This window comes from Lactobacillus sp. ESL0261, from assembly GCF_003693025.1.
Classification (GTDB): Bacteria; Bacillota; Bacilli; order Lactobacillales; family Lactobacillaceae; genus Lactobacillus; species Lactobacillus kullabergensis.
Genome location: NZ_REHN01000006.1, coordinates 94,658 through 108,529, shown reverse-complemented (window position 1 = coordinate 108,529; position 13,872 = coordinate 94,658). Strand labels below are relative to the sequence as shown.

12 protein-coding genes are annotated in these 13,872 nt (G+C 35.3%); 4 read left to right on the top strand and 8 right to left on the bottom strand.

Features of this window, described 5'->3' with window-relative positions; translation table 11 throughout:
• Positions 1-13: 13 nt before the first annotated feature.
• Positions 14-640, bottom strand: a complete 627-nt coding sequence (locus F5ESL0261_RS04180; protein ID WP_046331943.1) for a VanZ family protein — start codon at positions 638-640, stop codon at positions 14-16.
• A 142-nt stretch (positions 641-782) separates the two neighbouring features.
• On the opposite strand from F5ESL0261_RS04180, the gene F5ESL0261_RS04175 reads away from it, so the two are divergent.
• Positions 783-2,975 (top strand): LTA synthase family protein, encoded by a 2,193-nt coding sequence (locus F5ESL0261_RS04175; protein ID WP_122052277.1) that lies wholly within the window; start codon positions 783-785, stop codon positions 2,973-2,975.
• A 34-nt stretch (positions 2,976-3,009) separates the two neighbouring features.
• On the top strand, positions 3,010-3,876 hold the full coding sequence (locus tag F5ESL0261_RS04170; protein WP_122052276.1) for an SPFH domain-containing protein: 867 nt from the start codon (positions 3,010-3,012) through the stop codon (positions 3,874-3,876).
• A 45-nt stretch (positions 3,877-3,921) separates the two neighbouring features.
• On the opposite strand, the gene F5ESL0261_RS04165 is transcribed toward F5ESL0261_RS04170, so the two are convergent.
• The 6 genes from F5ESL0261_RS04165 to glpK form a co-directional block, all read right to left on the bottom strand.
• On the bottom strand, positions 3,922-5,373 hold the full coding sequence (locus tag F5ESL0261_RS04165; protein WP_122052275.1) for a HAMP domain-containing sensor histidine kinase: 1,452 nt from the start codon (positions 5,371-5,373) through the stop codon (positions 3,922-3,924).
• Positions 5,374-5,381: 8 nt separating this feature from the next.
• Positions 5,382-6,101 carry a response regulator transcription factor gene (locus F5ESL0261_RS04160; RefSeq protein ID WP_034977691.1) on the bottom strand — a complete coding sequence of 240 codons (720 nt, stop codon included), beginning with the start codon at positions 6,099-6,101 and terminating at the stop codon, positions 5,382-5,384.
• Positions 6,098-6,493 carry an SdpI family protein gene (locus F5ESL0261_RS04155; RefSeq protein ID WP_109586149.1) on the bottom strand — a complete coding sequence of 132 codons (396 nt, stop codon included), beginning with the start codon at positions 6,491-6,493 and terminating at the stop codon, positions 6,098-6,100. The genes F5ESL0261_RS04160 and F5ESL0261_RS04155 overlap by 4 nt, the downstream gene beginning before the upstream one ends.
• Positions 6,494-6,525: 32 nt before the next feature.
• Positions 6,526-7,494 carry a mannose-6-phosphate isomerase, class I gene (gene manA / locus F5ESL0261_RS04150; protein ID WP_122052274.1) on the bottom strand — a complete coding sequence of 323 codons (969 nt, stop codon included), beginning with the start codon at positions 7,492-7,494 and terminating at the stop codon, positions 6,526-6,528.
• Between the two features lie 234 nt (positions 7,495-7,728).
• Positions 7,729-9,474, bottom strand: coding sequence for an FAD-dependent oxidoreductase (locus F5ESL0261_RS04145; RefSeq protein WP_122052273.1), 1,746 nt, complete (start codon positions 9,472-9,474; stop codon positions 7,729-7,731).
• Positions 9,475-9,505: 31 nt separating this feature from the next.
• Positions 9,506-11,023 carry a glycerol kinase GlpK gene (gene glpK, locus F5ESL0261_RS04140; protein ID WP_122052272.1) on the bottom strand — a complete coding sequence of 506 codons (1,518 nt, stop codon included), beginning with the start codon at positions 11,021-11,023 and terminating at the stop codon, positions 9,506-9,508.
• Positions 11,024-11,168: 145 nt separating this feature from the next.
• On the opposite strand from glpK, the gene F5ESL0261_RS04135 reads away from it, so the two are divergent.
• Positions 11,169-12,047, top strand: a complete 879-nt coding sequence (locus tag F5ESL0261_RS04135) for a LysR family transcriptional regulator (RefSeq protein ID WP_122052271.1) — start codon at positions 11,169-11,171, stop codon at positions 12,045-12,047.
• 21 nt (positions 12,048-12,068) lie between these two features.
• On the opposite strand, the gene F5ESL0261_RS04130 is transcribed toward F5ESL0261_RS04135, so the two are convergent.
• Positions 12,069-13,271, bottom strand: coding sequence for an MFS transporter (locus F5ESL0261_RS04130; RefSeq protein ID WP_122052270.1), 1,203 nt, complete (start codon positions 13,269-13,271; stop codon positions 12,069-12,071).
• 244 nt (positions 13,272-13,515) lie between these two features.
• On the opposite strand from F5ESL0261_RS04130, the gene F5ESL0261_RS04125 reads away from it, so the two are divergent.
• Entirely contained in the window at positions 13,516-13,824 is a 309-nt protein-coding gene (locus F5ESL0261_RS04125; RefSeq protein WP_122052269.1) for a DUF2628 domain-containing protein, read from the top strand.
• Positions 13,825-13,872 lie beyond the last annotated feature (48 nt).

The following is a 13,872-nucleotide window of genomic DNA, read 5'->3' as shown; positions in this document are numbered from 1 at the left end:
AATACCAGTGCTTTTAGTTAGTTTTACGCGTCTTTCTCCTGATTATCATTACAAGCCAATAGCAGAAATAACCAATTACCGTTCCACAACTGTTAAAGAACACATCGTCAATATCAGTCACGCCGGTTTCCAGTAAAAACTGCATTCCTTCAATAAATACCGAAAAAATGACACCGGCCAAAACAACACGCCAGAAGGTTTGTTTTTTTGAAAAAACAAAGGGTGACAAAAATCCAAATGGGATAAAGCACAGGATATTACCTAAAGAATTATATACAAAGTCTAGCCTGCTAGGGGCATGATACATTTTCCAAGTTTCCCTCAAAAAGACAAAATTTATTTCGTTTAAAGGCCTGTGCAGATTAAGCGTCAGGTTCCAGGGAAAATAAGTGTTACGAAAAGTAGTCAACATCAGTACTAAAATTAAATAAAAAGCAAATAACCATACTGACGCCTCAGACTTAATTGTACGCCGACTTCTAATAGTCATTAGCCAGATTAAGCGTATTACCATAAAAAACAGAAAATAAAAGATAGTTTTATCCAGTGCCAGTACAATCAACTTAATCAAAGCAAAATGATTTATTTTAGTAGCGTAAAGTTGCGAAAGCAGGTTATACAGTGGTCCTAAAAATATCATTCTGATTCAATTCCTAAAATATAGTTCATTTAAATTATACTCAAGTTTCCGCAATTAATTATTAAAAAAGGTCTAACAAAACAGAAAAGATTGTCTAAAAGTACAGAAACTTTTAAAATAGTCTGATAAGGGAGAGTTCATTTTGAATAAAAAAAATCTGACTAACTTCATTCAGACTCGTATAGGCTTTTTCTGCCTTCTGGTTGTTTTATTTGCGCTCAAATACATTTTTGCAGCCTACCATGATTTCAATTTGGGTATTTCAGATCCTTACCAACATATTATCATGTGGTTAAGTCCTGTTGGTAGTGCAATTTTATTAATAAGTATCGGTTTATATTTTTCTAAGCCTGTTATTTCATATTGCGCAATGGTCCTGCTTGATGTGGCAAATTCTGGTCTGTTATTTGCTAATGTTCTTTACTATCGGCAATTTTCTGATTTTATTACAGCGAAGACCATTACTAATGCTGGTAAAGTTGCACCTGGCCTCGGAAAAAGTGCAGTGGCACTGCTCCAACCTTCTGACTTGTTGTTGTGGCTTGACCTTATCATAATAATCATATTACTGATTGCGCACAAAATCAGAATTGATCAAAAATCTTTTGGCCTCCTTACACCTTTTGCTGTTACTTCAGTTGGTGCTTTAATTTTAGTGCTAAATGTCTTTTTAGCTGAGTCTTCCAGACCACGCTTGTTAGGTACCACATTCGATCGATCATACATTGTTAAATATCTTGGTATTGATACCTACACGGTTTATGATGCTGTTAAAAATGAACAAACCGAACAGGTAAATAAAAATGCCAATACTGCTGATTTAAATAAAATTTTAGCTTATACCAAAAAAAACAAATTACCAGTAAACACAGAATATTTTGGTAAAGAAAAAGGGAAAAATGTAATAGTAATTCATTTGGAAAGCTTTCAACAGTTTTTAATTGATTTAAAAATTAATGGTAAGGAAGTTACTCCCTATCTCAATTCACTTTATCACAACAAACATACATTAAGTTTTGCCAATTTTTACCACCAAGTTGGAATTGGCCGAACCAGTGACGCCGAAAACATGCTGGAAACCAGCACTTATGGTATTTCTGACGGATCATTATTCACTGCCATGGGCAGCTCAAATACTTTTCAGGCTGCTCCTCAAATTTTGCGTCAACATGGCAACTACACTTCTGCTGTATTTCATGGCAATGTCGGCACTTTTTGGAACCGTGATGATGTTTATAAAAATATGGGTTATAACTATTTCTTTGACCAAAATTACTTTAGTCATGATAAAAATGACCATATTGGCTATGGCATCAAAGATAAAATTATGTTTGCTGAAAGCATCAAATATTTAGAAAGGATGCAGCAGCCTTTTTATACTAAATTTATTACCGTTACAAATCATACTCCCTTTGACATGGACGAAGAGGACCTGGATCCGAGTTTTAAAACCAGTGATACTTCAGACAATTCAATTAATAACTACTTTGAAACAGCCCATTATTTGGATCAATCTATCCGCGAATTTTTCAATTACCTGAAGAAATCAGGTTTGATTAAAAATACTATGGTTGTAATTTATGGAGATCATTATGGATTAACAAATTCTGAAAATGAAACTTTGGCACCAATCGTAGGTGAAAGTTCTGACACTTGGAATACTTATAATAATGTTCAAATGCAACGTGTACCTTTTATGATACATGCTACGAATTTAAAGGGAAAAATCAAACAGGAAGTTGCAGGTGAAATAGATGTATTGCCGACTTTGCTCCATCTTCTGGGAATTTCAAATCGCAATTATATACAGTTTGGCAGTGATCTGCTAGCTCCAAAATATCGCCCATGGCTTACTTTTAGGAACGGAACTATTGTTAGTCAGAAATACGTTATTATTGGAGGTAAAGGGTTAAAGGGCATTGTTTACGACCGTAAAAGCGGAAAGCAGATCATTAATTTTACTGAACAAGAAAAATATGAAATTACAAAGTTGGCAAAAGCAGGCAAAAAGTCACTTAAATACTCCGACTTATTAAATAATCATAATTTATTGCGTTTTTACACTCCTAGTGGTTTTAAACCCGTTGACCCCACACAGTTTGACTATTTAACCAATTATATGCAGATGGAAGACCTCCGACAGCAATTAAAAAATAAATCCACTGCACTTATAAGCAAACAGCGCAAATCTACTACCAGATTATACAAAACGGATGCTACAGAACTTAAAGGTCGTGAAGAAGAAATCACAACAATTCCAGAATCTGTTTCTGGCAATCATTTAACTGAAAAGCAGACTAAACCTAGAAAAAATCATAAAAAGTCATATAATTAAGAAATAATCATAATTTTTTAATTTGGAGGTTAAAATGAAATTTATCATAATTGTCGTGCTGCTTTTGTTTTTATTACTCTCTTGCTGCCGGGTCGTCCCGCAAAATAATGAAGGTTTAATAGAAACATTAGGAAAATATTCCAGAACCGTAAAAGCTGGTTTAGTGCTAATCATCCCCGTAATACAGAGGTTGCGTAAAGTTTCCTTGGCAATGTTTCCGGCAGAAATTTCAAAATACTCAATTATTACTAAAGACAATGCAGAAATTACTACCAGCTTAACTTTAAATTACTTAGTAACTGATTCCTATAAGTATTTTTACAATAATACAGATTCAGTTAAATCAATGGTTGAGCTTATCCGTGGCCATTTAAGGGACATTATTGGACGGATGGATCTAAATGATGCTTTAGGTTCAACAAGTAGTATTAACAGTCAGCTCTCAGATGCTATTGGTGATTTAACGGACATTTATGGCATTCGTGTAGTCAGAGTCAACATTGATGAACTTTTACCTAGCACCGAAATTCAAAAGGCCATGGACAAACAGCTAACTGCCGATCGTGAAAAAATAGCTGCTATTGAAAAAGCTGAAGGTGAAGCTAAAAATATTGAACTGACTACAAAGGCTAAAAATGATGCTTTAATTGCAACGGCTAAGGCTAAAGCTGAAGCTGTCAAAACAGAAGCTGAAGCTGAAGCATATCGGATAGATCAATTGCAAGCCAGTCTGGCTAAAGCAAGTGACGGCTACTTTAAAAATCAGAGTTTGGACAGTTTCAATAATTTAGCTAAGGGACCTAACAATCTAATTGTAGTTAATAAAGACGACCTTACGAATTTGGGAAGCATTCCTGCGACTGCAAAGATCTGGCATGAGGCAACAAAAGATAACGAATAAACTCTGAAAACCAAAAAATCATTTCCGAACTTGGAAATGATTTTTTTAATTTTCAAGGTATTGTTCATATCCACGATCAAATAAAATAATTGTAAATTCAGCCCCCTGATTTATTTCTGACTGCACACTTATTTTGCCACCATGTTGTTTGATCAAAGAAGAAACTATTGACAAGCCTAAGCCATACTCCCCTTTGCCAGAGCGGCTACGAGAAGGATCAGCTTTAAAATATCTTTCAAAAACATATTTAATTTGTTGTTGATTCATCCCAATACCATTATCCTCAACAACAATAGTTGTTGCATGAGCAACGCGGTAGCCACTTATTTGAATTTCGCCATCAGAAGTAAACTGAATTGCATTCTGAACCAAATTAACCATTATTTGAGTAAAACGATCTTTATCAGCATAGATAGGCAAATCTCTTGGTGCCTTGATAGTAATTGTGTCATTAACCTTGGCAGCATTTTGTTTAAGCTGCATTGTCACATCATCGAGTGTTTTTCTAGCATTAAAAGTGGTTTTAACTAGGTTTATTTGATTATTACGAATTTTTTCATAATCCAAATTTTCGTTAACTAACCTGATCAGACGCTTAGTTTCCCTATTCATTAAGGCAATAGATTTAGGCTTTGCTTTATCAGGAATGGCATCATATTGCAAGCCCTCTAAAATACCATTAATAGTAGTCAGAGGGGTTCGCATTTCATGAGCCGCATCAGCCATAAATTGATCACGCCTTTTTTCTTGCTCCTTAAGCTCTTGATTTGATTTTTTTAAAGCGCGAACCATTTGATTGAAGTTATCAGCAAGCTGAGTTATCTCATCATTTCCGCTATAGTTTGTTTGGACATCAAAATCACCAGCAGCAACTTTTTTAGTGGCAAGTGATAGCTTTTTTATTCTGTCAGTTGCATAAAAAGAAAGAATCAAACTAAGCATCAAACCCACAATAATTGCTGAAACAAGAGCACTAAACAAATTTTGCTTAGCTATTGTCACCGGTCTTTCAACCTTGGCCACCCGGACTCCTAACCAAATTGCCCCAATAAATTTGCCTTTGTCTTTCCACGGTAAAAGAACGCCAGTACAGGCATTCTTTTTATGCCCCAAGCTGGAAAGTGCTTCATTATTATTTTTGATGTGAAGCTTCTTTCCCTGCTTTAATTGCAGAACCCTCTTTGAAGTTAGGTGGATGTCGTCATTTTTCTTAGGATAAATCTGAGCACCTTGCTTATCAAAAACACTAAGATACACCCTATCACTATGGAGGACGAATTCTAATTTATGCAAAAATTTGGGGTTTAACATGGCCGAGCCCTTTTTTTCATCGCTTACGGCTAGTGTGCCTAAAGCTGAAGCAAAATCTTCCATTCTCTGATAATTATATTCATATGATTGTTTAGTTGCATTATTTATTTCAGAAAAACCGATTATTGATACCGTAGTAAGAATGATTAGTAAAAAACTAAGCATATGCTGATAAATTAACTTCATGTTAAAACCTACGAATCATCAAACTTATAGCCGACGCCCCAAACGGTTTGGATAACATTTGCACCTACTTTTTCCAATTTTTGGCGCAATTTTTTAATATGTGCATCCACGGTGCGATCTTCACCATAATAATCATAACCCCAGACAGACTCTAACAATTGTTCACGAGAAAATACTTGTTTGGGCTTCTGTGCCATGGTATAGAGTAAATCAAACTCTTTAGGTGTAATATTTTCAACATATTGACCATCATAAAGCACCTCACGCCGGCTTTTAGAAATTTTTATGTGATCAGTTTCGACATCAAATTTTTCAGTATTCTCTGCTGATTTTGTTTGTTCCTGCTTATCCTCAATTCTAATTCTTCTTTGCAAAGCCTTGATGCGAGCTATTAAAGCCAGGGGACTAAACGGTTTGGATACATAGTCGTCAGCACCAGCATTAAATCCTTGAATCTGTTCTTCTTCACTACTACGAGCAGTCAGCATGATAATTGGTATGGATGGTGAAATTGCACAAACTTCTTTAGCAACTTCTATGCCATCTTTTTTCGGCAAGTTAAGATCTAATGTTATTAAATCATATTGATCTGGATTTTTTGCAAACATTTTAACGGCTTGTTCTCCATCAGTCGCAATTTCAGTGGTCCATCCTTCTTTTTCAAAGAACATTTCCATCATTTCTGCAACCGACTGATCATCCTCGACCATTAAAATTTTCAATTTCATTTTCGGTCCCTAAATCCTTTTGTTCTCTCCTTTTTTACTTTGTCAGGGTCTACGTAATCTGCTGGCAATTCATGGCGTTTTTGCAAAAAGCTTTTTAAACTTTTTTCCGTAGCCATGATTGGAAAGATAATGAAAAGATAAAATGTCAGCAGCCAAAGTAAAAAATATCGATCCCATTTAAGCAAATGGATTCCAATCCCTAATACTAATTGGATTAAACCAAATATAATAAAATAGTAACTTGCCTTGTGCTGAGCAAATTTGAAACTAGCTTTATTAACTTGGGCCAAGTACGAATAATAACTATAAAATGGACGTGGTCTTTTGGGAGGCGATATCAGCCATAACAGTCCAACTACCATAATAATCGAACCGCACGCAATATAAATCATTCTCTTTTCCTTTCCATCTTAAGACTTAAGAATTAATCCTGATTGCCAGGAGTAGAAATAACCATTTTCATATTACCTAAAAATTTAAATTCCTTAATATTATTCGGAATTATCATATTTGTACCAATAGATAAATTAAAACTCTTGTTTTCACACTCAATTGTACCTGAACCATTAATAATTGTTACTAATAAGAAAGGATGCCCATTTAAGCCAGTATTCCACTGACCATTTAAATCTATTTGCCACAGGTAAAAATGAGGAGACAGTGGTGGCTGCACCAAGGTCTTAATGATGGTATCTTGCTTTTTGCTAGTTGTTATTTTAAGTTTAGGATCAATGTGAGGTACTTGAGTGACATCAATAGACTTCTGGGTGTGAAGCTCCCTTTTTTTGCCAGTCTTTTGATCTACACGATCATAATCATATAAACGGTAGGTAACATCACTTGATTGCTGCGTTTCAATGACTAGGATTCCTTTAGTCAATGCGTGAATCGTTCCTGAAGGAACATAGAAAAAGTCACCAGCTTTAACAGGAACCTTGCGCAATAATTTGTCCCACTCGCCCTTGTGAATCATTTCAGCAAGCTCTGAACGTGTTTTAGCAGTATGACCATATATTAGATATGATCCTGGATCTGCTTGTAAAACATACCAGCTTTCTGTTTTTCCACTGTCATTTTCCACTTTGCGAGCATATTCATCATTTGGATGAACTTGCACAGATAAATTATCATTGGCATCCAAAAACTTAACAAGGAGCGGAAATTCCTTACTCTTGGGGTTACCAAATAGTTCCGGATTTTCATAATATACTTTACGTAAACTCTTTCCTTTAAAGTCACCGTTTGTAATAGTTGAAGCGTCATCCTTATATCCGGAAATAACCCAAGCTTCACCAACTTTACCGTCAGGTATATCGTAATTAAAAATAGTTTTTAATTTTCGTCCACCCCAAATTTTGGGTCTAAAATATGGGGTAAGAAAAAATGGCTCCATTATGATCACCTCACTATTAGTTTAATCTTTTAAACTATAAATTTAAAACTATTTTTTCAAATATGAAAACAAATGTTATTATTTTAAAAGCTGATTCCATAATAAAATATTTATAATAAATAATTTCGTTTATTTTAATATAACGTTTCAAAAATACCAAAGAAAAAACCTGTCATATTGTTTTGACAGGTTTTTAAATGGGGAATAATTTACTACTATTTTTATTGTTTTCTTCTACTGTCTTTTGCTTTTTAATCCCTCCAGTCTTGATTCCGCAATCTCGTGTTCCAACTCGTTTTCATATTGTTCTCTTTGGGCTTTATCCCAGCCATAATAATCAGACATGTGTTTAATCACGCCATTCTTTACCTGGTCTAATGTATCGCTCTTGAATAAAATATGATAAGTACGTCTTAATAGGTAGTCAACTGGTGTTAATGTCATTTCCTCTGCAAGAGAGTAATCAAGAGCTGCAGTTTCACCAATACTCAATCCTTCTTCTGGTTTGATTGTTTGCGCATAGTCGTAAATTTGCTCTGCCTGAGAACCAAATAAGTTTGCAATCTCTTTTGCATCATCAGCTGCAAGGCCAGCAGCCACACCATCTTTCGCAATGCGAGCAAGTTCAGCTTCTGCGTTGTCAGAATCGAAATCGCCACCAGCAACTTTAATTTCTGCTGAATCTTGCAACGTAAAGTTTTTAGAAAACTCGTCATGAAATTTTTGCTGGATTTTCTTCATTGCACCATTAGCCATGATCCGGTAATCTGTCAACTTACCGCCGGCCAAAGTGATCAACCCATCTTCTGCTTCAGTTAACGAACTACCACGTGATACGGCAGATGGCGCTGAAGTACTGTCAGAAACACTGGCACCAGTTGCTGCATCTGCAGCTTCGTTACCTTCAACTTCTACTTCGATTAAAGGACGTACACCAGCCCAGCTAGCTTCGATATCATTAATTGTTAAATGAGCAGCAGGATACTTTTTATTGATAATATTTAACAAGTAATCTACATCGCTTTGTTCAACAGTAGGATGAGCATAATCACCGGTAAAGTCAGTATCCGTTGTGCCGAAATAGGTTTTACCTTCCCGAGGGATAGTGAAAATCATTCGGCCATCAGCCGTACCCGAACCAAAATATGTTGGCTGTGGCACAGTCAAGCGGGATTGGTCAACTACCAAGTGGACACCTTTTGTAGGACGCAAACGCGGTTTTTTGTAAACTTCTTTATCTTCTTGTCTTACCAAATCTGACCAAGGCCCAGAAGTGTTAATAACAACATCAGCATGAATATCAAATTCTTCGCCTGTTAAATTGTCATGAACGCGAACACCATTAACTTGTTTTTGATCATTATGTAAAATTTCGATGCTCTTCAGGCGACTAACGGCCAGACATCCTAATTCATGAGCTTTTTTAACATTTTCTACTACCAAGCGGGAGTCGTTATTTTGATAATCTAAGTAAACACCTGCACCCTGCAAGTTCTCACTATTTAATTGTGGCTCTCGTTTTAATGTTTCTTCCTTATCCATCATGTAGTTGGCATATTTAATTAAAGGTGAATCTCCTTCGATACCAGCCAAATGATCATAAAGATCCATTGCTACTTTTACCGAGAACATAGTAAACGTTGTCCCTGGTTCGTCATAAATTGGCAAAATCATAGGATCAGGTTGGGTCATATGTGGAGCGATATGCTGGATAACAGCACGTTCCTTGACTGTATCAGAAACGACTTGGACATCAAAAGTCTTCAGATAGCGAATACCACCATGTACAAGTCTGGTAGACCTTGATGAAGTGCCTCCACCAAAGTCTTGCATATCAATCAAGCCTGTCTTCATTTTGGCTGCACTGGCCTGAAGAGCAACGCCTGCTCCGGTAATGCCGCCTCCGATAACCAGCAAATCTAATTTTTCATTTTTTAAACGTTCAATTTCTTCTTTTCTGGTTTCAATTGAAAACGCCATGATTTGGCCTCTTTCTTTTTAATAAAAATTTCTAATTGTTTTTCTGGTATGGCTTATATGAAAAGCTCTGAGCAGCTTTAACAGCTGATTTCCAGCCTTCATAAAGGTGATCTCTTTCTGCATTGCTCATTTGCGGTTTAAAGGTTTTACCTACTTTTTGAATTTTCTTGATTTCATCAAAATCCTTCCAAAAGCCAATAGCTAAACCAGCAAGAAAAGCTGCACCTAATGCCGTTGTCTCGAGGTTGGCAGCACGCTCAATTTCGATACCCAAGATATCAGCTTGGAACTGCATTAAATAGTCATTATTAGCAGCACCACCATCAACCTTTAATTTTGGAATTTGAATTTTAGTATCTTCGTGCATCGTATCAATAACATCACGACTTTCATAAGCTAGAGATTGTAATGTGGCTTTTGTAAAGTCATCACTGGTTGTTCCCCGAGTCAGACCAAAAACAGCTCCTCGGACATTAGAATCCCAGTACGGCGCTCCTAAACCGGTAAATGCAGGGACGACGAAAACTTCATTGTTATCTTTTGAGCGCTTGGCAGCTTCTTCTGATTGAGGAGCATCATCAATAATGCCCAGTTGATCACGCAGCCACTGAATAGCTGAACCAGCAACGTAAATACTACCTTCCAAAGCATAATTTACTTTGCCGTTTATGCCATATGCCACAGTAGTTAATAAATTATTAGCTGAAAACTTAGGCTTTTCACCCGTATTCATAACGGTGAACGCACCAGTTCCATATGTGTTTTTAACCATTCCCGGCTCAAATGCTAACTGCCCAAACAAAGCTGACTGCTGGTCACCTGCCATGCCGGCAATTGGTACTTGACTACCATAAAAGTGAAATTCAGCCGTAGTACCGTATATTTCGGAGTTAGAACGAATTTCAGGTAAAATTTTTCTTGGAATGTTTAATAGCTTAAGAATTTCATCATCCCAATCAAGTTTGGTGATATTAAACAGCATTGTCCGACTGGCGTTCGTATAATCTGTCACATGGACCTTGCCGCCAGTTAGCTTCCAAACCAACCATGAATCAATGGTACCAAATAATAATTCACCGTTTTCTGCGCGTTCCTGCGCACCAGGAACATGATCAAGAATCCAGCGAATTTTGGTTGCTGAAAAGTAGGCATCAGGAATTAAGCCAGTTTTTTCATGAATCATGTCTGAATAGCCATCAGCAATAATTTTATCTGCAATATCTGATGTCTGACGAGACTGCCATACAATCGCATGGTAAATTGGCAAGCCAGTCTTCTTATCCCAAATAACAGTCGTTTCACGCTGATTGGTGATACCGATAGCCGCAATTTGGTTGGGCTTAATCCCTGAGTTAATAAATGAATTGGCAATTGTGGATAAAACTGAGTTCCAAATTTCATTGGCATCATGTTCTACCCAGCCAGGTTTAGGAAAATACTGATTAAACTCTTTCCGTGAGTCAATTACTTTTTTACCAGAATGATCCAAAATAATTGCTCTTGTACTAGTAGTACCTTCATCAATCGCTAAAATATATTTTTCAGCCATTATACTTTCTCCTTTTTAGTCTTAAAACTAATTTAGTAAAGGTAACTGTCGTTACAATTCAATTTTACCCTCGCTTTTTGGGAAGCGCTAACATATAATGATAATAACTTATTAGTTAAAGTTATAAGTAAAAGGACAAAGTGTGATGAAATATAGTTTATTAACATATAAGTACTTTATTGACGTCGTTGAAACTCAAGGATTTACCCCTGCTGCCAAAAGAAATTTTGTCTCCCAAACAGCAATTAGCAATGCAATAAAAAATTTAGAGAAAGACCTGGGCGTTCAACTTATTGATAGGTCAACTTCTCATTTTAAGGTCACTTTAGCCGGAATTAATTTGTACCATTGTGCAGTGCCTGTACTAAACAAATATTATGAGTTTAGCGAAAAAATCAGCCAATTAAACAATTCCTTTCAAACAATAAGAATTCATTATTTGCACGCCTTCAATTATTGGGCAGTTCAATTGGCACAGTCTCTTGCTAAAAACAATCCAGGTTTACAATTACAACTTGACACTGAAAACTTTGCCGCCAGTATACCTAAACTCGATGCAGGAGATTATGACGTATTGATTGGGTTTTCCACTGCCGTTAGTAAAATTAAAAATATCCATGTTAGAAAAGTTGGCACTGCCAATTTTGGCATTTTATTGAATCAAAAAGCTATTGATCAAAAAGGAAGACTCAAAAGGGAAGTTATAAAAAAGCAGCCCCTTTTCTTACAAAAATGGACTGCTACTGATAATAATGACGTACAAACAAAAATTAAAAATATTCTAGAAAAAATGAATATTAGTTATGAACAAATTAATTATTTAGATAGCTTTGATGCTGCTTTATCAAACGTTGTTTTAAATTATGGAATGGCTATATATCCAGAAGAGCTGCCACTGCCGAAAATATATGATAATCATGTTACTTTTTTGCCAAACTTGCCTAAATTAAAATACGACGTTGTTGCGATATATAAAAATCCGGCTATTTTTAATATATTAGATCGTTCCCTGGCTAAAAAATAGATATTAAACTGCTTTCTATAATTAGTCCAGTTTTTCCAGTTTTCCCAATTTACCTAAACCAGTAACTACAGTTATAAGGATTGAAAAAAACATACAGATAGCGGCAACAATAAATATTGAATGGACTTCTGCTTTGATTAGAAAACCACTAATTAATGACATAACAGGACCAATTATTCTTGTTAGTGAAGTTGAAATCGAAGTTATTTTTCCTTTAAATTTAGATGGGGTTTCTGCTTGAATAACAGTAAAGAAGTTGGCTTGCGACCAGACGCTACCAAACGAAACCATTGCGTAACCAAAAGTGACCCAAATAAATGACTGGAGATCAAGCATAATTAGGAAACCTACCATTATTAACAAGGCAATCAGAATCATTTGCGTACCAAGTCTCATGTTTTTATTAATACGTAAATAAATAAAATTGCCTAGAATACTTGCAATCGCTGCTACTGTGTAAAAGATACTGACCATATTAACAGAAACTTTCATTTCTTGTTTTAACAAAAAAGTAAGCATGGGAACAACTGCTTGAAATCCAATATTTGCCACGAAAAAACTTGCGATCAGCCATTTAATATCATGATGTGCAAATAAAAAAGTGATTCCCTCTTTTGCGCTTTTATTAAAAGACTTTTCTTCTTTCACTGACTTATTTTCTTTATACAACGGTTCATAATCTTTAATGACATAGGTTAAGTAGCCAAAACTTAAGGCATCCAGTAAAAAACCACCTACGTAATCAATTAAATTGATAATGACAGCTGCAATACCTGGACCAAAAGTTTTTTGAATTGACGAAATTAATCCCATTTGTCCTGAAACAGATGAAAGTTCCTCTTTTTTAACCGACTCGGCTATGAATATTTGATATCCAGTCCAAGTAATTAAATCAAATGTACCAAGTATAAAGACTACTAATAAAAGCCAATATAATGAAATGTTTTTTATAACCAAAAATGGTGCAATTATAATTAGCACCATTTGCATTATTAAAGAAAAGAGCATGATTTTCTTACGAGAATATATATCAAAAATGGGTCCAATTGTTAGTCCAAATAGAGCTGTCGGCAGATATTCAACTGCAGTTAACAGTCCCATTATGACTGATGAATGGGTTCTAGACAGCATCAGCAATGGAATTGCAAAAGTATAAAATTGATCACCCAGTCCTGAAATGGCATAGCCTAAAAGTAGTTTGTTTTTTTGTGTTAAATTTTTCATTGTGACTTCTTTTTAAATTTACGACAGACTATGTACTTAACTATTACAACGCACATAATTTGCCGTTTTTAAGTTTAAATTAATTTAAGTAGTTTTATTGTTAGTAAGATAGTTTTTAAATCAGATCGTTTTTTGATTTATTTTTAGTATAATAAATATATATAAATAGAATAGCAAATTTTCTTAAGATTTGTCCATATTGCCAGCGACCTAAAACCTAAGGTAAAAATTAAGGAGTGCAAAAATGAAAGCAAATTTGAAAAGTGATAAAACAGGAGTAATTAAACAGGTGAAAGCTGGGGCAAGTTGGACAGCCCTTTTCTTTGGTGCGTGGGTACCAATCTTCAGAGGAGACTGGAAGTTTGCCATTCTTTTTGGAATTATTCAATTACTTGAATTTTTTTCTTTTGGAATTATAGGACTAATTATAAGAATTGTAACCTGTGTCAAATATAATTCTTGGTATATATCAGAACTACTAAATAATGGTTATTCTCCTGCTGATAAAACATCTGAACAGGTATTAAGACAAAAAGGTCTTTACCTAATCTGATGAGATTTCAAATAAACGGATTTATAATTACAAGTAGAATGGTAAACT